This window comes from Mycobacterium sp. IDUB_3, assembly GCF_055419585.1.
Genome location: NZ_JBVAXZ010000001.1, coordinates 1,060,670 through 1,082,766 on the forward strand (window position 1 = coordinate 1,060,670; position 22,097 = coordinate 1,082,766).

A 22,097-nucleotide genomic window follows, 5' to 3' on the forward strand; every position below is an offset into this window, starting at 1 on the left:
GGACGAAAAGGGCGAAACGGACGAAAAGGGCGAAACGGACGAAAAGGGCGAAAAGGGTTGAGCTGAACCAGAATTGCCTAGATAGGACTCAGTGAGCGGGTATCGGTCCCAACGCGCTGATGCCCAGATTTCCCTCTATCTCCTGAATGATCTGGTTGACGCGGTCGAGCCCGGGAATGGGCTCGTTGACGCCCGGAACGGGCGGGATCGGCGGGGTCGCCACTTTGCGCGGAGCCGCCGGACGGGCGGGCACGGCCGGCGGGGCCGCTTGAGGAGTGGCCCGCGGCGTGGTGGTCATCGGCGTCTCGGTCTCGGCGGGCGGGGTGGTGTCCGAGGTTGACGGCACCGGAACGTCCGGTGGCGGCGGAGCGGGCTCGGCAGTTGCGCTGCGGGGCGCCGGCGGCGGGGCCGCCGGGGCGGTGCTCAACGCTGGCGCCGGCGTGGTCGCCGACTTGTTCTGTGCGGTCAGCCCGATCGCCACGGCGGTTCCCACCAGCAGCACCGCCGCGACGGTGATGATGACCGCCGCCGCCGGCAGCAGATGCCAGCGCGATATCAGCCGCTTGCGCTTGGCGGTTTCGCGCGTGGCCTCGGCCGGCCCGGCCGCGGCCGCTCCGGTCGCCGCGTCGGGGTCCAGCCCTGAATACCCGGTCGCGCCCGCGCCGGTGATCCGCGAGTTGTGCCCGGTGGCCGACCAGGCCCGAGCTGTCGCGGGCGCGGCGGGCGCGGCCGGCGCGGCCGGCGCGGCCTGCGCGGCGGGCGCGGCCGGCGCCGAGAGCGTCGCGCCGGCATCGCCGGGGCCGTGCGCAACCCGCAACGCAGCACCTACCGCGGCCGTGAGTTGCGGCCGCGGCGTCGTGGCAACGGGAACGCGGAAGTGCCGCGACAGCGCAGTGGTGACCGTCGGCAGGTTCGCCCCGCCGCCTGTCGAGACCACCGCGACGAGATCACGGATCCCGTTGCGCGCCAAGGCTTCATCCAATGCCGAGATCGCGCTGTTCAGCGAGGGACGGATCGCGTCGTCAAGTTCGTGTCTGGTGAGCCGGATTTCGCCGCGCGTCCCGGTCAGCCCGTCGGTCAGCGTGGCGACCGTGCCCGAGGAGAGCTGTTCCTTGGCGATCCGGCAGGCGCTGCGCAGCCGGCTCAGCGAGCCGATCGCCGCGTCGCCGGACGGGAACGCACCGGTGGTCGGCATGTTGGCGATTACGGCGCCCAGCAGCGCCTGGTCGATCAGGTCCCCGGAGAAATCGCGGTGCCGGACGGTCGGGGCCAACGCCCGGTAGTCACCGTCGGCGTGCATCAGGGTGATGCTGGTGCCGCTGCCGCCGAAATCGCAGACCGCGACGGTTCCGCGCGGAGGGATGCCCGGGCTGGTCCGCACGGCGAGCAGCGTGGCCGCGGCGTCGGGGATCAGCAGGATCGGGCGCGCACGTCCCGACCATTCGGGGATCTCGCTCAGGGCGGCGCCGAGGGCCTCCACCGCGTCTGACTCCCAGTGGGCCGGATAGGTGACCGCGATGTCGTCGGGCAGGGCGCGACCACCGGTGGCGGCGTAGGCGAGCGCCCGCAACCCGTCGGCGACCAAGACCTCACTGCGGTGCACCGAGCCGTCCACCGCTACGACGCCACGCGGGTCGCCGACGCGGTTGACGAAGCCGGTGATCACCACTCCGGGCCCCTGCAATCGTGGGTTCTCCGCGGGGACACCGATCTCGGCGGGACGATCCGGATACAGCGTCAGAACGGGTTTGCGAGTGATGGCGTTGTCGGCGGTGACGGCCGCCAGGTTGGTGGCACCTATCGATAAGCCCAGCGCGGTCCCGACTCCATTGGCCATATCCCGATCCCCGTATCCGCAGCACCGACTCGCATCCGGCTAGCCGTTATTGTGTCGCCAAAACCTGTATTCCGCGTCAGCGACGGCTATGCGCCCGCTGTGCGCCGGTCACCGGATGCTGCCTTCGCCGGCGATCAGCGGGAGGTCGAGCGGTGTGACCCAGCCCGGCCGCAGGTCGTTGACGGCCGGAACGGCGTTGAGCGCCCGCAGGCCGGTCGCCAGGCATCCGGCCGCCGCCGCGTCCCGGCCCGAGCCGTCGGTGAACCGGAACGCGGTCTCCTGGAAGATGCTCGGGGTCCCCTCAATGTCCACGCGGTAGACGTCGTTGTCGTGGCCGGTCGGCCAGTCCGGGGCGGCGTCCAGCCCGATCCGGTTGACGTGTTCGAGCTGGATGCGGGTCTCGCCCTGGTAGACGCCGTTGATGGTGAACCGGACGGCAGCCACATGCCCTGGCTTGATCACGCCCCTGGCGGAGTTGCGCTCCGTCGGGGTCACCCACTTGTCCCAGGTGGTGGTGATTTCGTCGAGCATGATGCCGGCGGCGTGCGCGATCATCGGGACCGTGGCCCCCCACGCGAAAATCAGCATGTCCCGGTCTTCCAGCATCGGCTTGAACTCCGGCTCGCGGCCGATGCCCATCTCGAATTCGTAGTCACCCTCGTAGTTGGTGTAATCCAGCAGCTCGGACGCCCGGACCCGGCGCACCTCGGAGCACAGCCCCATCAGCGTCATCGGGAACAGGTCGTTGGCGAATCCGGGGTCGATGCCGGTGGTGAAACAGGACGACTCCCCCAGCTCGCAGGCCTCCGTAATCGGCTGGATCCAGTTCGGCGGGTTGAGGCTCATGGTCGGCCAGACCCACGGGGTCATCGCGGTCGAACACACGTCGATGCCGGCCCGCAGGAAGCGGGTGATCAACAAGATGTTCTCCTTGGCGTGCATCGCCGTCGGGCCGTAGTGCACCAGCGCGTCGGGTTTCAATGCGATCAGGGCGTCGACGTCGTCGGTGGCGGTGATGCCGACCGGCTCGGGCAGCCCGCAGATCTCGCCGACGTCGCGGCCGACCTTGGCGGGATTGCTCACGCCGACGCCGACCAACTCGAACAACGGATGCTTCACGATCTCGGCGATCACCATCTTGCCGACGAAGCCGGTTCCGTACACCACCACACGCTTCGAGCCGTGTCCCGCCATTGCTTTGACGCCACCTTTCCACCTCACCAGCCCCCGCTTCGGGCTTCACCATAAGCTTCCCTACCGTCGCTCGTGGTGACACGATGCAATTCATGACGAAGCACCTCGCCGGGCCTGCGGTCCTATTGGCCGTCGGTTTCGGGTTCGCGAACGCATGCGGCGTAGCGCACGCCCTTCCCCAGATGCCGAAGGTCCGCTACGAGATCAACGGGCCCGCTGTCGCCGAGTTCATCTACTACCAGACCGACACCGGGCAGCTGCATCAGGTGAATGCGCCGCTGCCCTGGTCGACGGAGTTCACCGGCTATGGCGGCGAGGTATTCACTGTCAGCGCGCAGGGACCGGGCCCCATCTCCTGCAAGATCTTGCTCGACGGCAACGTGGTGAGTGCCGCGACGGCCACCACCGGCGCGCCCGCCAGGACCGTCTGCACGCACTGACCCAGCACTCCCCTTTTTAACGACGAAGGAGGTCTCGGTGAGCCTCAAGACGGGTCAAAAGAAAGGCCTCGCGCCGCGGACGAACGGGACGCCACCGCCCGAAATTGCGCTCGCCGACATCCATCTCGAGTCGCTGGACTTCTGGGCGTTGGACGACGACGTCCGCGACGGCTCCTTCGCCACCCTGCGCCGCGAGGCGCCGATCTCGTTCTGGCCCGCGGTCGAGTACGAGGGTTTCGAGCCCGGCGGCGGGCATTGGGCGCTGACCAAACACGACGACGTGCACTTCGCGAGCCGTCACCCGGACATCTTCAGCTCCAGCCCCAACATCACGATCAACGACAACACGCCGGAGATCAGCGAGTACTTCGGCTCGATGATCGTGCTCGACGATCCGCGGCACCAGCGCCTGCGCTCGATCGTCAGCCGCGCGTTCACCCCCAAGGTCGTGGCCCGCATCGAGGCTTCGGTCCGCGAGCGGGCCCGCAGGCTCGTCGCGTCGCTGATCGCCAATCATCCCGACGGCGAGGCCGAGCTGGTCAGCGAGCTCGCCGGCCCGCTGCCGTTGCAGGTCATCTGCGACATGATGGGCATCCCCGAAGAGGACCACCAGCGCATATTCCATTGGACCAACGTCATTCTCGGGTTCGGCGACCCGGATCTGGCGACGGATTTCGGTGAGTTCCTTCAGGTCTCGATGGACATCGGCGCCTACGCCAGCGCGCTCGCCGAGGACCGGCGATCCAATCACCACGACGACCTGACCACCAGCCTGGTGGAGGCCGAGGTCGACGGGGAACGGCTGTCGTCGACGGAGATCGCGTCGTTCTTCATCCTGCTGGTGGTGGCCGGAAACGAGACGACCCGCAATGCGATCAGCCACGGTGTGCTGGCGCTGTCGCGCTACCCCGCCGAGCGGGAGAAGTGGTGGTCGAACTTCGACCGCCTGACCCCTACCGCCGTCGAGGAGATCGTGCGGTGGGCGTCCCCGGTGGTCTACATGCGGCGCACCCTGACCCGGGACTTCAAGCTCAGCGGCACCAAGATGAAGGCCGGCGATAAGGCCACGCTGTGGTACAACTCGGCCAATCGCGACGAGTCGACGTTTGAGAATCCCTGGGTTTTCGACGTGGCGCGCACCCCCAACCCGCACTTCGGGTTCGGCGGCGGCGGCGCCCATTTCTGCCTGGGCGCCAACCTCGCTCGTCGCGAGATCAGGGTCGTCTTCGACGAATTGCGCCGCGAGATACCCGACATCGTCGCGACGGACGAACCCGCGCGGCTGCTGTCGCAGTTCATCCACGGGATCAAAACCCTGCCGGTGGCCTGGACACCGCCTCGGTGACCATTCCCGCGTTTCCCGCCCCTGAGGTGCTGACCGCCCGTCAGAAACTCGTGCTCGACCACTTCCAAGATGAGGTCCGCCAAGCCTGGGATGACGTCCTGTCGACCTTTCCGCATCCGCGCTACGAGCTGATCCCGCAGATGCTCGTGCACGACGGTGACACGGCCGTGCGCGACTACTACGCCTACACCCGGACGGCATTTCCCGACCAGGACCACGAGATCATCGCGTTGCGCCACAGCGCCGACGCGGTGATCGTCGAATTCTGGCTGATGGGCACGCACCGCGGCTACCTGGGCAAGGTCCCGCCCACCGGCAGCCGGTTCCGCGTCCGCATGACCGCCTACTTCGTCTTCGACGACACCGAAACCCTTGTCTGCGAACGTATTTACTTCGACACACTCACCATGATCAAACAACTCCTGGGCGGGCTGGACATGAAGAGGCCCACGAACTGGTGGCTGGCTGCGCGGTGCCTCCGCGGATTTTTGTCGATGTCGTCGGAAAAACCGGACCCAGCGCTGACCAACACCCCCTAAACTCCACCCCTAAGGGACGGACCAAGGGGGCTGCGATGCGGTTTTCAAGCCTTCACACCATGTGCGCGCTCACCGCGGTGGCGATGTCGGGTTCCTACGCGACGGCCACCGCCGCGCCATTACAGCCAGGGTCACACTCCGAGAAATGGATCGACCTGCGGGCCGGTGAATGCGTGACCGATCTGCCGCCCGCCGACGGGAGCCGCGTCAACGTCACCGTAGTCGATTGCGCGACAGCGCATTTAGCCGAGGTGTATCTGCGCGCTCCGATGGCCGTCGACGCCGCCATCGCCAGCGTCGCCAATCGCGATTGCGCGGCCGGATTCAGTCCTTACACGGGCCAATCCGTTGAGGGCAGCCGGTTTTCGATCACCTATCTCATCGACTCGAACCAAGACCGCACTGGCGCCACCCCCACCCCAAGCACTGTCATCTGCCTGCTGCAGTCCGCCAACGGGCAACCGTTGAGCGGTTCCGCGCACCGCTGAGATGTCTAGGCGATGACGTAGTCGCTGAACGGGAAGGCCCCTGCTTCTCGCACGGAGTTGAGTGTTGACGTCGGCCGCAACAACGACGCCTCACCGCTGGGGCTGAAGTAGTACGAACGGGACGTGGCGCAGTTACCGGCGTAGAACACCGAATTGTCCAGCCGTTTGGTCATCCGCTCCATGAACCGGTCGTTGGCCTGCTCGGTCACCTCGAAGGTCGTCGCGCCACGGCGCTTGACCTCGCCGAGCAGCCGGCCCATGTGCCGCATCTGGTATTCGATGGTGTGGAAGAACGACAGTCCGGAGAAGGCAAACGGACTGGCCAGGCTCAGGTAGTTGGGGAAGTAGGGCATGGAGATGCCCTGGTAGGCCTGGAACCTGGTCTCTCGCCACCACTTTCCGAGGTTGCGTCCCTTTCGGCCGACCACCTCGATGGCCGGGAAGTTGGCTTCCCACAAGTCGAATCCCGTCGCGAGGACCAGGGTGTCGATGACGGTCTTACGTCCATCCGCGGTGACGATGCCGTCCGCCGTGAACCGCTCGATCGTGTTCGTCTCGAGGTGCACGTGCGGCTTTGTGAAAGCGCGGTAGAAGCTGTTGGAAAAGGTCGGCCGCTTGCAGCCGAGATCGTAGTCCGGCGTCAATTTGGCGCGCAGTTCCTTGTCGCGGATCCACCGGAATCGGTTGATCTTGGCCAGGTCGGAGGCGGAAATGTTCCCCCGCCCCCGCGACTCCCGAAAATGCAGCGCCATGACGACCATGATGATCTCGAGGATGACGTCGCTCACCCACCGCAGGGCCCGCTGCGCCGCCGGCACCCGCGCGAACAGGCGTCGCGCCCACGGGGAGATGGGGAAATCAAACTTGGGAATCACGTGGGTGGCGGTGCGCTGGTAGACGGTCAGGTCCGCCGCGTCTCTGGCCAGCTCGGGAATGACCTGCACCGCGGACGCCCCTGTCCCGATGACCGCGATGCGGCGGCCTTTGTAGTTGTAGCTGTGGTCCCACGCGGTGGTGTGGACCACCTTGCCCTCGAAGCTGGCGATTCCCGGAATCTCCGGGGTGCGCGGCTGGGAGAGGAATCCGGTCGCGGTGATCAGGAAGCGGCAGGTCAGGCTTTCGCCGCCGGCCAGCGCGACCCGCCAACCCTTGGCGTCCTCGTCCCACTGGGCGCCTTCGACGGTCGTGTTGAATCGCATGTGGCGGCGCACGTCGTACTTGGTGGCCACGTCCTGGGCGTACGTCTTGACCTCAGCGCCCGGCGCAAAGAGCCGTGACCAGTCAGGCTTGGGCTCAAACCAATACGAGTAGGTGGTGGAAGGGATGTCGACGGCGATGCCGGGGTAATGGTTGACGTGCCACGTGCCGCCCAGGTCGTCCTCGCGTTCGAGGATGACGAAGTTGTCAAAGCCGAGGCGCTTGAGCTGGATGGCGGCGCCGATGCCCCCGAAACCTGCACCCACGATGATGGCGTCAAAACGGGATGTATCCACAGCCTGTCTCCGTGCTACCTGTTTCCGTACTTAATGAATCATAAGCCTTCGCTAAGATACGCAACTCTAATAGGCCGCGGCGGCAGGCGCATCCGAGCTTTGCCAGGATGTGACCTGGTTGACACAGGTGCGGTAACTCATCGAGAGGTCTATCAGACCTTGCTGTCCGGCCATCAACAGTGCAAATGTACGAGAACCGACCGTTACGCGACTCCTGGTCGCGATTCGCCCGTCGGACTTAGCTCAGAGCGAAACCGCCAGTAGTGCCAGACTCTTATCTTTGGGGCCAACCGACGCCACGCTGGTCCACGAACTCCTCGCATCGTCGGGCGCTCGGAGTCCCGAGCCCATCTCCGCCGACAAGGGACGCGACCGTATCCAAACCCGCGTCCCTCGCGCCGCGCGCGTATTGGCGTAATCGCGCCCCCGCTTCACCGAGTGGTCTTGGAGGGGAATAAGATCAAAGGCGACGTCGTCCAAACCCGTTTCACGCGTTGCCATGTCGCCACCGCTCAGATCGAAGAGGCCCCAATCTGATACTCGCGGTTCCGGCTACCCTGAATGGACAACACAAAACGACGACTTAAAGTGTTTTGGTAGCAACTCGACACGCAATGGCTGGGTCGGTCCGATGGCGGCGACGTCGCCGCTATCCACCGCATGTCGCTGCGCCCCGGTACACAGGAAAACATCACCAAATCGTTGGTAACTTGACAGTTTTGGGAGGGGCTTGCATGGGCACTTTGGACGGCATGATCACACGTCACATCGTTCGTTCCCTTGGTCCGGCAGTGGTTATCGCGGCATCGGGCGTAGCGGCTTCGGCCCTGACTACCGCCGTCATTCCCAGCGCCTCGGCTCAGTGTCCGGATGTGCAAGTGGTGTTCGCCCGCGGCACCGGTGAAGCGCCGGGTGTGGGCCCCACCGGTCAGGCCTTCGTCGACGCGCTACACCAACGCGTCGGCGGACGCTCGTTCGACGTCTACCCGGTCAACTACCCCGCCAGTGACCAGTGGGACACCGGCCTCGACGGCATCAGAGACGCCAGCGCCCACGTGACTTCGATGGCCCACGACTGCCCCAACACCAAGATGGTGCTCGGCGGCTACTCCCAGGGCGCGGCCGTTATGGGCTTTGTCACCTCGGCCGCGGTGCCCGACGGCATCGACCCCAACACCGTTCCCAAGCCGCTGTCTCCCGACATCGCCAACCACGTCTCCTCGGTGGTGCTGTTCGGCATGCCCAACGTGCGGGCGATGAACTTCCTCAACGAACCACCCGTGGTCATCGGCCCGGCGTACCAGGACAAGACCGTCAAGGTGTGCGCCACCGAGGACCCGGTCTGCTCGGACGGGATGAACTTCGCCGCGCACGACACCTACGCCGACGACAGCGCCATGATCGACAAGGGAGTCGCCTTCGCCTCCAGCCACCTGAGTACAGGCGGGCCGGCTCCGGTCGCGGCGCCGACCGGCAGCGGCTTCGGCAGCTGAGTAGCCGACCGGCTAGCCGGGGACCCTGCCCAGGATGTAATTGGTGATGGCCAGCGTGGCCTGTCGGCTGGCGTCGGTCTTGCCAGAGGTACACGTCTGCACGTCGACAACCACGTTGGCCTTTGCGGCGACCGAGTGAACGCAGAGAATCGATATCGGCGTTTGCGGCACCACGTCAATGGCAGTGATGCCGTTGCCGGCGTCAGCCGGCGGCCTGATGGCCACCGGGTAGGTTTTCCCGTTGGGCCAGGTCGCGTGCAAATTGGAGCCGCCACATTGGCGGAAGGCCGATAGCAATTTCTCCAGCATTCCCTGAGCTGCGGGCGCGTCAGGAAACGCCGTGGCCCCCTGCCCGGTGGACCACTGGCGGTTGGGATTGCTGTCAAGGATCTCCGTCGCGGAAAATCCCGTGAAGCCCGAGCCGTCATAGGCCTCCGGAGCGCTGGACTCGATAACGGCCCAGCAATCCGGACGGTCCATATTGCCTCTGGCGGGATCCGGTGTGGGCTGGTGGAGTGTTCGCTCAACCTTCATGGCGTCGTCTGTCGTGATGTTTTCGACGTCCTTAAGGCTGGGCAGCAAGCCGTCTAGATCTGCCGGCGCGACGGTGGGCGGTGGAGGCGACGAGGACGTGGTCGTGGTGGGGGTGCGCGCGGTGGTCGTGGTGGTCGCGGGTGCCGCGACGTGAGTCGCGGTCGTGTCGGGCAGCGTTGCGCGGACGATCAGTGCGATCACCGCCGCGGTGATGAACACATACGACAGCGTTACGCCCACCAAGGCGCGATCGCGACCGCGCTCACCGCTGCGGCGGATCTGCGCTAACGCCAAGTGCCCCAAGATGAGTCCCGCCGGGGCGAAGACGAACGCAAACACCACCGACAACGTCGCCAACACATTGGCCTCGTCACCCGGCGGGGCCAGAGGTGGTGGCGGCTGGTGTTGTGGGCCGGGCGGTGTCGCACCGAAGGGATTCGGCTGAAACGGGCTGGCGCCAAAGGGATTTGTCATGTGCTCAGCCCGGAATCTTGTTGAGAATGAAGTTGGCGATCGCCAGAGCGGCTTGCCGGCTTCGGTCGGCACTGATTGTGGACCACACTCCAACGTCAATGAACACATTGTCCTTGGCGGCGATGGCACGGACGCCGTAAATGCGTGGCGGTGTTTCGGCCACGGTTTCCATGGTGGTTATGCCGTTGCCCGCATCGAGGGGTGGCTTCATGGACACCGGGAACGTCTGCCCGCCCGGATAGGTCTTGTTGGCGGTCGAGCCGCCGCATTGGCGCAGGATTGAGAGCAGTTTCGACAGTTGCGCCTGGGCGGCCGTCGCGTCGTGAAACGACGAGGCCCCTCCACCGAGGCTCCACTGGTTATAGAGATCGTGGGTGTCGCCAAAGTCCGAATCGGAGTACCCGGCGACGGCAGCGGTATCGTAAGCCTCTGGGGCGCCGAACTCGAACGCACCCCAGCAGTCCGGGCGGTCGATGATTTTCCTGTTCGGATCGGCAGTGATTTGGTGATGTGTCGAGTCAACGGTCAAAGCGCTGTCGCCCGTGAAGTTTTTGACGTCGTCCAGGCTAGGCAACAGACTATCCAGATCGGCTGGCGCCACGGTGCGCGGCGGGAGCGGCGTCCCGGTGGTTGGTGGAGCGACGGCCTGAATTGACCGCGCGTCAGGCATGACCGCCCCGACGATCAACGCGACCACCAATGCGGTGATGAACACATACGACAGCGTCACCCCGACCAAGGCGCGATCGCGACCACGCTGCCCGGTCTGGCGAATCTGCGCTAATCCCAAGTAGCCCAGGATAAGTCCCGCTGGGGCGAACACGAACGCAAACACCACCGACAACGTCGCCAACACATTGGCCTCGTCACGCGGCGGCGGTGGAGGCGGTGGCGGTTGCGGACCGGGAGCACCTCCACCGAACGGATTCGGCTGAAACGGGCTGGGGCCGCCAAAGGGGTTAGTCATCAGCTCAACTCGGGATCTTGCCCAGGATGTAATTGGCGATGTCTAACGCGGCCTGCTGGCCGCGGTCGGTGTCCACCAGCACGACGTTGATGTCGACAACCACATTGTTTTTGGCGACGATCGCACGATCGTTGCGCGACCGTAGCACCGGGCCCTGCGCAGTCAAAACCATGGCGGTGATGCCGTTTCCGGCGTCGGAGGGGACACCCATCGACACTGCGACCGGTGGCGACTGCTTGCCCGGCGGCGGAAGAATGTTCATCGTCGACCCGCCACATTTCCGCCAGATCGACACCAGATTCGCCAACTGCCGCTGCGCGCCCGGCGGGTCCCGGAAGGCCATGAGCACCTGCCCCGCTTCCTTGAGGGCGGGAATGTCGTGGTCGTCGATCAGCACCAACCCGTAGTAACCGACCAGGGCCTGCATATCGGTGTTCGGAGCGCCGCCACCCATGACCGCCCAGCATTCGGGGCGATCGACGGATGCGCTGTCGGCGTCCGGGCCCGGCTTGAACGTCGGCGGCAGGGCCACGAGGTTGGGGTCCCCCATGAACCTCTTGACGTCATCGATAGTCGGCAGCAGTCCGGGCAGACCCGTCGGCGTGACCATGGACGAGGGCGGCACTGAGCTGGCACCGGTTGGGGACGCCGCAGTGCCCCGTGACGCCGTTCGAGACGAGCCGCCGTCGACCTGCGTCGCCCAAGCCACCACGGCCACCACCGTCAGCGTGATCACCGCATATGACAGCATCAGTCCCACGATCGCCCGGTCACGGCCTCGCTCACCGGTCCGGCGGATCTGCGCCAGGCCCAGATGCCCCAGCACCGCCCCGGCGGGCGCGAAGACGAACGCGAACACCACCGACAGCGTTGCGAACACGTTGGTGCGTCGTTGCTGCGGTGGTGGCGCCGTGTAGACCGGCGGGCCCGGCGGCATTCCGCCGTAGGGAGGACCGCCGTAAGGATTCCCGAAGGCATTGGGCCCGAACGGTTCCTGTGGATTCGTCATAGTTCAGCCCGGAATCTTGTTGAGGATCTGGTTGGCGACCGCCGACGCGGTTTGCCGGGCGCCGTCCACGCCATTGCCGGTGTAGGAGACCAACAGATCGATGACGACGTTGGCTTTGGCGGCGATCGCGTGCACGGAGAGGTCATCGCGAGCCGCGGCTTCGATGGTGATGATGCCGTTGCCGGCATCAATCGGCTCATTGAGTGAGAACGCCACCGTGCTCTTATTGAGGAATGTGATCTTCACCGGCAATCCGCCGCACTGGCGCCACGCCGACGACATTTTCGTCAGTTGCGCTTGCGCTGCCGCTGGGTCCGGAAACGCCGCGATGGCAGCGTCAATCGACCTCGTGTTGGCCGGGTTGTCCCGGTCAGCGAATACCGGCATGTAGTAATTGACCAGGGCTCCGGCGTTGTACAGGTCCGGCACGCCGGCGTACAGAACGCCCCGGCATTCAGGACGGTCCGTGGTTTGTCCACCGGCTGCGAGATCTTCGGGCCGGCGCAAGATCACCGCCTGTATCAACTTGTCGTCACCGGTGATGGCTTTGGCGTCGGCGAGGGTGGGCACCAGCCGGGCCAGGTCGGACGGGGTGACGACAGGCGCGGACGGAGTCTTGGCGGGTTCGGCACTGCGGGCGGCGGGGCTGTCGGGCCGGGTGAGCCACACCACCGAAACGCCCACCACGACAACGATCACCGCATACGAGAGCACCGTCCCCACCAGCGCACGATCACGACCGCGCTGGCCGGTGCGCCGAATCTGCCGAAGCCCCAAGTGCCCCAGCACCGCCCCGACAGGCGCGAACACCAACGCGAACACCACCGACCACGTCGCCAAGGCATTGACCGGTCGGCGATCCGGCGGCGGCACGGGCGGCGCCGAATACACCGGAGGCCCGGGTGGGATGCTCCCGAACGGGGTGCCGCCAAACGGATTGTGCTCGAACGGATTCTGAGGTGGGATCGTCATATTCGCCGCACGGAAGCCTAGAGCACACCGAAACTCGAGGTGACCCAACGGACCGGGTCGACACAACGGAACGGGGCGATGCCCCGGGCGTGTAGCCGCTGGCCGCTGGGCGGCTGCCCGAGGGCGGAGACGACGAAGAAGCGATGCCTCAACCGTCTTGGTGTGGAGGGGTTTTCGACACCCGCGATGATCGAGCCGGCGTTGAGCCGGGTGAGCAGGCTGCGCACCTCTTCGTGTAGCAATTGACCATCGTTGTCGTCGTAGAGCACCGAATCCGAGGGATCACGCAGATACGCGGCTCCGGCGTTGGACATCACCATGCTCCATTCGGAGCCGTCTACATCGCGCAGCGCACGCAGAGCGTCGAACTTCGACAGGATGATCGCCAGCCGCGGCTCGCCGGAACCGATGGCCATCATCACGTTGTTGAGCACGCCGCGCGGGTCTCCCCCGCTGACCATCTGAGGCGGCAGCAGATCCTGCAACTGATCCCGAATCGATTGCACCCGAAGCGGATCGAACATGAAGAACACGGCCTCGGCGTTGCTGAAGAACCGAAACGGCGGTGAATGGAGGTTCCCGGACTCCATGTCCTCACCGGCGACGTCGCGCAGTACCAGGTAACGCTGCACCCCGTGCCAGGTGCCCAGGCTGAAAATCAGTGGCTCGCGCTGGGTCGAGGTTTGGGTCATCATCGTGGGCGTCGGCGGAATCAACCCGCGCTGCACGAACAGCGGTGTCTCGTAATGAGTGGCATACGCGACCGCGGTCGAGCGCGTCGCGGGCGCCATCGCGAACCCGAGGTGTTCGCACAACAGCTGCAGTTGCCGGACCAGCACCGCGATGTAGAGGCTTTTGCCGGTGGCGCGGGCACCCGCCATCGCGATGCAATAGGCCTGACCCTCGCGCCACCGGTCGGGCAGGGTGAAGTGGCAGACGGGGCAGATCTCGTGGACCGGACCGCGAAGTGCCTGCGCGGCGATGTTCGGCGGCGGCGGACCGTTGTACCCGGGAGGACGATCCCACCGGAACATCGGCCCGATCTCGGCCTTGGCGCCCAAGAACGCCGAGCCGACCTCGTCGTGGTAGCGGGGCGCACCGCTGGTCGGCGCGAGCGTCCACAGATGATGATCGGGATCCAGAAGCGCAAAGCAGCGTGGACATTTCGTCAAGATCGCCTGGGCTGTCGGGGCGCTCATGTGAGGGCCCGAACAAGCCCGGCGGTGATCTCGTCCAGCACCTGCGGATGCGCTAGCAGTTCGGCGGAGGCGTCTTGCCCCGATCGCGGGGCCGGCAGCCGCGGGCCGGCCAGACGGCGGTCATCGGACAGGGTGATCAACGCGAATCCGCGGTGCACGCCGCTGGCCGGGAAGTCCGAGCAGGCCACGGTGGCGATGTCGGTCCGCAGGCGCGACCAGCGCGCGCCCGCCGACCATCGCGGCTGCACCTTGCGTACGGCTTCGGCGAGCCCGATCCCGGGTCCGGGGGCATGGCTGTCCACCGGGACCTTGGTGACGTCCGCACCGACGAGAACCGCGGCCACGTTATGGATACCGAGGGCGTCGGCCACCCCGACGGCCACGTCGGTGGCGGCAGCCGCGCTACCATCGGCGAACCAGGGCCGCATCGACGCCGAACTGTTAAGGGCAACAACAAGTTCAGCGTGGGCCAGCTTGCGGTCTCGGCCGATGAGACGCCGCGCCGAGGTGCGCGCCGCGGCGGCCAGCGGGCTCAGCGCCGTGTCGGCGGCCGCGGTGACGGCTACTTCGATGTGGTGGCCGGCCGGACGCAGCTCGGCGAACACCACCGCGGCGTCGCCGCTGACGTCCACCGGATCGAACAGCACCTGGACCGGATCGGCTTCGTTGGGCACATCGTGCGCGATCGCCAGGTGCACGACGGTGCCGGCGCCGAATTGCGTTGTGAACGCAGGTCGGACGGCGATGGTGACGGGACCGGTCAGCGAGGGCAACACGACGTGTTGGGGGCTGGAGCGCACCACGGGTTGGCCCGGTGCGCCCTGGATGTCGAGCGCGGCGTCCTTGACCGCACCGCTGATGGAGATCGAAAGCGGCCCAACGGGTATGTTCGCGCGCTGATTACGTGCGGTCAGGGCATAGATCGGCATCAGTGGTTCCTCCACATCTGTGCCGGCGGGGCAGTCAGCGGCGCCCGCCTGTCAGCGCGGCGAGCCAGCATCGTGCTCACCAGCTTCCGGTATCGCCGTGGTGGCGATCCCTCGCTGCTGCCGGCCATCCGCATCATCATCGCGAGCACACCCTCCTGGTCGTCGTCGCTGAATTGCCGACTCGCGGTCAGCGCGGCGGCGGCCCCGGCCAGCACACCGTCGATGGAATCGCCGGGCTCCGCGGCGTCGGCGCGTAGCAGGCTGGCCGCCAAAACCTCTGTGGCCGTGACGATGTTGTTGTCGACCAGTGCCAGCACCTGCTCGCCGGCGGCGGTGGCCACCGCCCGATCGCCGGCCAGTTGTCCGGCCAGGACGGGTCGCGGTTGTCCCGCGATCAGGCCCAGGACCGCCACCACCGCCACCCGCACCGCGCAGTCAGCATGCACTCGCCCAGGGCCGATTTCGCTCAACCCCGCGTCCCACAGCCCGGCATACGCCTTTTGATGAGTGTTGATGTAGCCGCGCTGCACCCAGGACGCCGGAGCGACCATGCGTAACGCCGCGCATGCCACCGCGAGGTCATCGTTGTTCGCACCGGTGATCTCGTCGGCCAACCGGGCCAACGATTCACCGTCGGGCGCCCCGAGCAAGGTCGGCAACAGCGCTGCCGTGCTCAGGGCGGGCCCGCCCACCGCCAGTAGTTCGGCGGGGTCCCAGATCCGGCGGGCCGCCAGCTCGTCGCGGCGCGGCGATCCATTGACTGCGAGCCACCACAACTCGGCGAAGGGATCCGCCTCACCGGGGTTACGTTCGGCACGCATGCCGCACACCGCCGCTCGGGTCCAGGTCGCATCCCACGGTTGTGCGTCCAGCAGTTCGCTCGGCAGGGGCATGGCGGATCCATCGGCGAACCAATCCAGCACGGCTTCGCTGATCGGCGTGCCGCTTTCGCAACTCAGACGCAGGGTTGCGGCGGCGGCGGCGATCCGGGTCTCGGGGCCGAGCCGGTGCGTCAACCGGCGGGCCAGCGTTGGCCCGGTGTGCGGGTCGGCCAGCTGGGCCGCGACCCGTTCGGTGAGGGCCTGGGTCAGACGGTCATCGTCGACGCCCGCCCGCAGCAGCAGATCGATCAGCTTGAGCAGCCGTTGCGGATCACCGGTGGCCCCGGCGCGCTGCAGCGCCGGGCCGAGCGCCGCCGCCAGCGGCTCGGGAACCGGACGGCCGTGATAGGTGTTGGCGCTCAACGGGATCAGTCCTAGTTGGCCCAGCCAGGTGTCGTCGCCGATGGCGCGGCACAGGTAGGTCAGCGCGGCGTGTTCACCGGCGAAGCCGGGCAGGTTCTGTTCAGCGGCCTTCCAGGCGTCAGGCGTGGTGCGGCCGACGAGGGCCGAAAGTGCCTCGTCGACAAGGCGTTCGGTCGGCGACCCGGGGGCGATGCCAGCCGGCGAATGCGCGGTGATGATCGCGTTCGCCTCGGGATGTGCGGCGGCGAAATCCTCGTCGGCGGCGATCGTTACCGCCAGCGGCCAGGCCGGGTGCAGGTCACGATCCTCGGTTTGCGCGGCGCGGTGGTCGAGTTCGTCCAGCACCGCGAGTGCCGCCTGTGGATCGAGCAGCACTTCTTGTGCCATCACCGACCAGGCGGTGACGTCGATGACCTGTCCGGCCGCGGTCCGATGCGGTTCGCCACCCAACTCCCCCAGCGACAGTGTCGCGGTCTCGTCGATGACGACCAAACCGGCTGGCAGCGTGTCCAAGTCACCGATGGGCACCGCGGTCAGGTGCGCGATGGGGTGCTGCGCCGGGCCGAGTTGGTCGGCGCGGTCGAAGGTGCTGAAGTTCAGGGTGGCGGCGGTCCCCGGTGACATGAGGAAACTCACCAGGCCGATCCACTGCGCGGCCGAGTCGACGGACGCGACGCCCAAGACGACGGGCGCGCCCCCGTCGAGCGCGGCCGCGACCGCGTCCAGCAATCCGAGCAGGGTGCCGACCCGCCAGGTGCTGGTGTCCAGCGCGAAGGCGATCGCACTTTCTCGGGTGACGACGCCCGCGACGTCCGGCGGTTCGGCGGGCAACGCGGCGCGTGCCACGGCCGCGGCGCCGAACGGACGTAACCAGCCCGGCGAGCCCCATCGTTGGATGGGGCGCAGCCGCGGCGCGGAATCCGGTGCGCGGTCGAGCAATACGTGGGCGAACACGTTGCCCGGTCGCCCGGTGCTGTCGGCGCCGGCGGCAACGGTGTGCCAGTATCCGGCCGCATCACCGGCCCAGCGTCGGTACTCCAGCCGGCGCGGCGCCGCATCCAACTGCTCCGGAGTCGGATAGTCGGGCAGCGGCGTGACGGGCCGAAGCGCGGTGCGCACCCCCGACGCCAGGCGTTGCTTCTCCTCGGGCGACAGATCACCGGTGGTCTGCTTGACCTGCCAGCCCCCCGCGCCGCCCGGCTGGTCGAAACTCGTGTAGGCGAGTTGACCGTAGCGCGGGGTCACGGCGCGCCCACGCTCAACCGGAGGCTGTGCACCGGCGGGTCCAAGAGCGCGATGGTGCGCAGGCGCGCCGCCGAAGGCGTGTTGACGAACAATCGGATCCATCCGCGCCGGCCGCGCAGGTCGACGGCCCAGGGTTCGGCGGTACCGGCGGTGGTCAGGGCCGACCACCGCAGTTCCTTGGATGGCGTGGCCGCCAGCCCGCCCTGTGTGTCCAGCGGCGCCGCGTCGAGCGCTTCTCCGTCGGTGGGCGACAACGGAATTCGGTCCGGATGGTTGACCAACACGAATGCCGGCGATCCCGGCACTTCGTATTCGGAGCGCATGTAGATGGTGGCGTGCGACGGCTGCCCCATCGGGTCGCGGCTCAACTGCACCGCATACTGCAACCGCAGCAGGCCCGCGTATTCGATGCTGCGCACGGCCCCGATGGCGCGGCGGCCGGCAGAAAACGCCACCGGCGCCAGATGCAGGGAACACCCGCTCACCGGCAGCTTGCCGTTGGGCAATTGCAGGCCGCCGTACTTCTCGTACTGCTCGACGGTGATTTCGTACGATGTGCCGGTCAAACCGTTGCGGGGGTCGTAACCCTTGGGCGCCAGGTACACCACGACGACGGCGGCACCCTGCGGCCAATCGAACGTCAGGACCTGCTTGTTGCAGTATTCGGCCAGTTCGACATCCCGGATGACACCGGTGCGCACCGAACAGAACGTCTTGCCCAGCAACGCACGACCGGCCAGCACGGTGACCGGGGTGAAGTAGGCGCGGCTCCAGTCCGTTGGCCAGGACACTCCCGACATCACAGAGCGCGGCCGTCCGTCGGGTCCGGGCTGCTCCGAGATCGGTTGCGTCAAGCGCAGATCCGGGGTCAGCCCGACCTGCTCGAGCGCCGCCTCGGGCAAGTCGTTGGCCTCGGCGCCGGCTGCCGGGCCGGTCTGGCTTCGATAGATCACCACCTCGCCGGCCGACGGTGCCTTCCAGGTGAGCTCGAAGCCGTCCGCGACCCCCGGCGCCGACGTCACCATCAGGTCGGTGACGGGCGTTAGTACGGCGGCGATTTCGACATCGGCGTCCACCGGTGCGGCCAGCCGCAGTACACCGTTGACCGGGACCGCGGCCCGAATCCGATACAGGTAGTGCCGTCCGGGCGCCGGGTCGGAGTCGACGAATCCGGCGCGGTTGTCGCGGTCCAGCAAAATCCGGTGCTGGGGCCCCTCGCGGCCGGCTTCCTCGGCCGGCATCCGGGACACGAACACGGTGCTGACTGCCGACGGCACCGTCCAGCTGCCGATGACCTTGCCGTTGTCCTGGCGAACCACGCAATCGCGCACCGGGCTGACCGCCACGCCTTCGGCGTGCTTGATCGGTTGCGCTGCAAGAGCTTCGGCGCGGGTACCACCGACGTTGACCCAGACCTGGTAGTAGCGCACCGCCGCGGTCGACGGCGCCTGGTCGGCCGCGGTGGTCGTCGCGGTGGCCGCCACCAGCCGGGCCCGATCCGGGGAGTACGGCGCGTTGTCCTCTTGAGCGACCAGCCGGTAAATCACCACGGCGTCGCCGCTCGGCAGGTACGGGGTCCAGGCCAGCTCGTGACCACCGGTCTCGTCGCGTGACGGTCTCACGGTGACGGCGGCTAGCGGGCCGGTCTGTTCGCCGAAGGTGTATGCCGCGAAATCGCTTGCATCCAGCGGCGATTGGTGATCGGTGGCGCCGTCTGACAGCGGCGCGGTGCCGGTCGGTTCACCGTCGGCTTCCACCGCCGAGAGTGGTGCCGAGCGGTGATGCCGGCCCGGCGACGACTCCGACTCCACCTCGGCCAGAAGGGCTGCCAGCTCCTCGGCGTACTCCGCTACGGAGCCGGGCAGCATCGCCCGAATCTGTTCCACGTCGGTGCGCCCGGACCGCAGTATCAGTCGCAGATGGGTTTCTTTGAAGCCCGCCTTGGACACCGCCCCGGAGTCGATCAGGCGCTGGCGCCAGGCGATCAGGGCGTTGAGGCGGGGGTCGTCGGCGTCGCCGGCGTGCTGCGGATCGGGCATGGCTAGAACACCAAATCCCCGCCGGGCGGCGCGTCGCGGTGTTCGGTGTGGGTGATCACTGCGGTCTTCTCCATTTCGACGCCCGACGCGGCCGCCAGCGGTACCTCGAACAGGGTGAAGTCATAGCGCGCCAGCCCGTCGCTGGCCTGCACCACCGCGGCCCGAAAACCCAGACCGGGCCGGGCGAGCGCGGCCGTATCGATGGCTACCGCGCAGCGTCCCGCGGTCATCGCCGCGTCGGTGAACACCGACCCGTCGAATGGAGCCGCCTGCCCCGGCCGATGGTCGACGACACCGGCGGCGAATTGTTCGGAGGCGACGTGTTGCCCCAGCGCCGGGGCCAATACCGCACCGGTCAGCGCGGTGCCCACGCGGTCGTCCTCGGCGAACATCTGCTCGACGCGCTGCCACAGCGCTTCGGCACCGGTGGAGTGCACTTGCCCGGACGCCACCGCCGCCGACCATTGGTCGAGACCAGAAGAGGTCCGGAAACCCGGCATGCGATACAGCATTTCGGGCTCCTCACGCAGTCGGCCCGCGGCGTGGGCGACCATCTCCTGCCACGGCTTGGTCAGCCAGCCGAGCGCGTAGAGGCGGCGCTGGATGGCATGTGCGGCGTCGTCGGCACGCTCGGCGCCGGGATCGGCCACGCCGACCTGAGCGCAGCGGGGCAGACCGTCGGAAATCAGTGGCGCCGCCGAGCGACCGGCAGGCGCGGGCCCGAACGGTGCGCGCAACACCGGCCCCAGCACGCGACACCACGACAAATACTGGCCGTACGCGGTGGACAGGCGGCTCACATCCTGCAGTGCGGTCTGCAGATTCGCCTGCATCATGTCGAGCTGATTCTGTTGAGACTTCCGCAGATTCATCAGAGTGAACATGTCGCGCTGGGCGAACAGGAACAGCGTCAACGACACCAGGATGTAGAGGCCGAGCAGTATCCCGCCAGTGATCAACGTGTATTTCCAGCCGGTGAAGCCGACCACCGCAAGGCCGGCCAGCACGACGAGGACTCCCAGCGTCGCCCAGGTCAGCGTCGCCAGGATGGTGCTGATGGCCTGTTGGCGGGCGCGCACCCGCTCGTCGATCGAGAGCTCGCTGGCCGCCCGCTGAATCTGTTCGGCGATTTGCGCGACATCGGTGCGGGCCCGCCCCAAGAAGTCGGCCAGGATCGACCCTGCCTGCCAGGCATAGCTTTTCGACGCGTGCTGCTGCCAGCGCTCCAATTCGGTCGACGCCCCACGCGCCTCGACGCCGGCGGCGGGGTCGGAGTAGGCGCGTTGCAACCGCTGGCGCAGGTCGGCCGTGCCGAGCACGTCGGCCGGCTCCAGGTCGCTGACTCCGATCACGGCGGCCAGCGACGTCGGGATGGCGGTGAACCGGTCCGCGCGACTGGGGACGACGTCGGCGGCGCTGGCCACGACACCGACGCCCGCGCCCACTTGAATCGGGTCGAGTCCCTTCGCACGGCGTCCGCCGTCGGCCAGGGTGAGTGCGCCGTTGACGAAGTCGGTCCACAGCGAGCTCAGATCCTGTTGGGCCAGCTGCCCGTTGGCCCCCGACCCGCCGATGGCCGCATTGAGCGTATCGGCGCTGCGGCCAAGGTCCTGCCAGTCGGCGAGCTGGCTGCTGGTCACCACCGAGAACGCCGATTCGCGGCCGCCGAACACGGTGCCCTGCACCGTCGAGGCCAACACCGCCGACACCGATCCCTTGACCGCCGACAGCCACGCCGACGGCGCGTTGCGCAGGGCCCCGCCCATGAAGCGCAGGAACATCTTCAGCGCCGCCCAGATCGAGATAGCCTGCGTGGCAACATCGTCTGCGCCCATCCGCGGGCCGCGCAGCACATCGCGATGTTTGGTCCACAGCGCGCGGGCCATCGTCTGGGTGGCCGCGGACACGTCCTCGAGGTACAGCACCGGCACCTGGCCGCCATGCGGGAGCGGCAACCGCCCGGCCGGATCGAACAGCCGCGCCCGCAACCGGCGTTCCACCTCCGCGGTGTCCAGGCTGCGGTAGAACGCGCGCACCGCACGCAGTGTCTGCCCCGGCAGGATCTCCACGCTGTCGAAGGGGGTCTGCTGCACGTCGGCCCACAAACCGGCCACCGCGGCGACCACCGGCGCGGCGCGCTGGGCTAGATCGAGCGGCTCGGCGAGGTGTCCCCACGGCACCGCACCCAACCCGGGTGCCGGCGAATCCTCCGGCGCGATCAGCAAGTTGTGCCAGCCCTCCACCACGACGGACGAACTGAGCTGACTGGCGCCGGCCCGCCCGCTGGTGAGCAGCATCCGCAGCAGGGTCATCCCTGCTCCCCGGGCGGTGCTGCGCACCACCTGCTCGACGAACTGCTCGGCGGCCAGTGGCGCCCGTTGATCGGCCGGAGCGTCGAGCGGAACCAATATCGCAACCCGGACCCGGTCATAGCGCTTGGCGGTCAACACCTGTTGCAGCACAACACTTTCCGACCTGCCGTCGCGCACCATCGTCGCCGTCGTCGCCGGCCCCCGCGCATCCCCGGCATCCACCCAGGCGAAGACGCCCAGCAATCCCGCGGCGGAGTAATCGCACAGGACGCCGAGGAGCTCGTCGGTATGCAGATGGGGAGCCACGACCACGGTGAGGGCGGTGTCGCTGGATGCAACCATGA

Annotated in this window: 17 protein-coding genes; 5 read left to right on the plus strand and 12 right to left on the minus strand. The window is 67.4% G+C overall.

Translation table 11 applies throughout. The features are described 5' to 3' along the window. Positions 1-88 precede the first annotated feature (88 nt). Both ACZYVJ_RS04590 and ACZYVJ_RS04595 read right to left on the minus strand, forming a co-directional pair. The gene (locus tag ACZYVJ_RS04590; protein ID WP_463829944.1) at positions 89-1,837 is read right to left on the minus strand and encodes an Hsp70 family protein; all 1,749 of its coding nucleotides are present in this window, start codon (positions 1,835-1,837) and stop codon (positions 89-91) included. Between the two features lie 108 nt (positions 1,838-1,945). Further along, on the minus strand, positions 1,946-3,031 hold the full coding sequence (locus ACZYVJ_RS04595; RefSeq protein ID WP_463829945.1) for an NAD(P)H-dependent amine dehydrogenase family protein: 1,086 nt from the start codon (positions 3,029-3,031) through the stop codon (positions 1,946-1,948). A 92-nt stretch (positions 3,032-3,123) separates the two neighbouring features. Here ACZYVJ_RS04595 and ACZYVJ_RS04600 point away from each other — a divergent pair, with 92 nt between their 5' ends. Genes ACZYVJ_RS04600 through ACZYVJ_RS04615 form a run of 4 tightly spaced genes read left to right on the plus strand, consistent with a single transcriptional unit; the run spans position 3,124 to position 5,843 of the window. Continuing rightward, on the plus strand, positions 3,124-3,471 hold the full coding sequence (locus ACZYVJ_RS04600; RefSeq protein ID WP_463829946.1) for an MmpS family transport accessory protein: 348 nt from the start codon (positions 3,124-3,126) through the stop codon (positions 3,469-3,471). A gap of 37 nt (positions 3,472-3,508) precedes the next feature. Beyond that, complete coding sequence (locus ACZYVJ_RS04605; RefSeq protein WP_463829947.1) at positions 3,509-4,816, plus strand: cytochrome P450; 1,308 nt, start codon at positions 3,509-3,511, stop codon at positions 4,814-4,816. Further along, positions 4,813-5,355 carry an ester cyclase gene (locus ACZYVJ_RS04610; protein ID WP_463829948.1) on the plus strand — a complete coding sequence of 181 codons (543 nt, stop codon included), beginning with the start codon at positions 4,813-4,815 and terminating at the stop codon, positions 5,353-5,355. The genes ACZYVJ_RS04605 and ACZYVJ_RS04610 overlap by 4 nt, the downstream gene beginning before the upstream one ends. Positions 5,356-5,390: 35 nt before the next feature. After that, complete coding sequence (locus ACZYVJ_RS04615) at positions 5,391-5,843, plus strand: hypothetical protein (protein WP_463829949.1); 453 nt, start codon at positions 5,391-5,393, stop codon at positions 5,841-5,843. A 5-nt stretch (positions 5,844-5,848) separates the two neighbouring features. On the opposite strand, the gene ACZYVJ_RS04620 is transcribed toward ACZYVJ_RS04615, so the two are convergent. Then, positions 5,849-7,336 (minus strand): flavin-containing monooxygenase, encoded by a 1,488-nt coding sequence (locus ACZYVJ_RS04620; RefSeq protein WP_463829950.1) that lies wholly within the window; start codon positions 7,334-7,336, stop codon positions 5,849-5,851. 734 nt (positions 7,337-8,070) lie between these two features. Between ACZYVJ_RS04620 and ACZYVJ_RS04625 the strand changes: the two genes are divergently transcribed. Further along, positions 8,071-8,829 carry a cutinase family protein gene (locus ACZYVJ_RS04625; RefSeq protein WP_463829951.1) on the plus strand — a complete coding sequence of 253 codons (759 nt, stop codon included), beginning with the start codon at positions 8,071-8,073 and terminating at the stop codon, positions 8,827-8,829. A 12-nt stretch (positions 8,830-8,841) separates the two neighbouring features. On the opposite strand, the gene ACZYVJ_RS04630 is transcribed toward ACZYVJ_RS04625, so the two are convergent. From ACZYVJ_RS04630 to ACZYVJ_RS04670, 9 genes are all read right to left on the minus strand, one after another. Then, a complete protein-coding gene (locus ACZYVJ_RS04630) occupies positions 8,842-9,837 on the minus strand; it encodes a sensor domain-containing protein (RefSeq protein ID WP_463829952.1) in 996 nt (331 codons plus the stop codon). A 4-nt stretch (positions 9,838-9,841) separates the two neighbouring features. Beyond that, entirely contained in the window at positions 9,842-10,693 is an 852-nt protein-coding gene (locus ACZYVJ_RS04635; RefSeq protein ID WP_463829953.1) for a sensor domain-containing protein, read from the minus strand. 115 nt (positions 10,694-10,808) lie between these two features. Then, positions 10,809-11,813 carry a sensor domain-containing protein gene (locus ACZYVJ_RS04640; RefSeq protein ID WP_463829954.1) on the minus strand — a complete coding sequence of 335 codons (1,005 nt, stop codon included), beginning with the start codon at positions 11,811-11,813 and terminating at the stop codon, positions 10,809-10,811. Between the two features lie 3 nt (positions 11,814-11,816). Then, the gene (locus tag ACZYVJ_RS04645) at positions 11,817-12,785 is read right to left on the minus strand and encodes a sensor domain-containing protein (RefSeq protein ID WP_463829955.1); all 969 of its coding nucleotides are present in this window, start codon (positions 12,783-12,785) and stop codon (positions 11,817-11,819) included. Between the two features lie 17 nt (positions 12,786-12,802). Then, positions 12,803-13,957 (minus strand): hypothetical protein, encoded by a 1,155-nt coding sequence (locus ACZYVJ_RS04650; protein WP_463832837.1) that lies wholly within the window; start codon positions 13,955-13,957, stop codon positions 12,803-12,805. Between the two features lie 23 nt (positions 13,958-13,980). After that, positions 13,981-14,913 (minus strand): hypothetical protein, encoded by a 933-nt coding sequence (locus ACZYVJ_RS04655; protein ID WP_463829956.1) that lies wholly within the window; start codon positions 14,911-14,913, stop codon positions 13,981-13,983. Continuing rightward, positions 14,913-17,402, minus strand: coding sequence for a GAP1-N2 domain-containing protein (locus tag ACZYVJ_RS04660; RefSeq protein WP_463829957.1), 2,490 nt, complete (start codon positions 17,400-17,402; stop codon positions 14,913-14,915). Before ACZYVJ_RS04660 ends, ACZYVJ_RS04655 begins: the two co-directional genes overlap by 1 nt. Continuing rightward, positions 17,399-19,441: a hypothetical protein gene (locus ACZYVJ_RS04665; protein ID WP_463829958.1), complete on the minus strand. Its 2,043-nt coding sequence runs from the start codon at positions 19,439-19,441 to the stop codon at positions 17,399-17,401. Before ACZYVJ_RS04665 ends, ACZYVJ_RS04660 begins: the two co-directional genes overlap by 4 nt. A gap of 2 nt (positions 19,442-19,443) precedes the next feature. After that, positions 19,444-22,095 (minus strand): hypothetical protein, encoded by a 2,652-nt coding sequence (locus ACZYVJ_RS04670; protein WP_463829959.1) that lies wholly within the window; start codon positions 22,093-22,095, stop codon positions 19,444-19,446. Between the last annotated feature and the right edge of the window lie 2 nt (positions 22,096-22,097).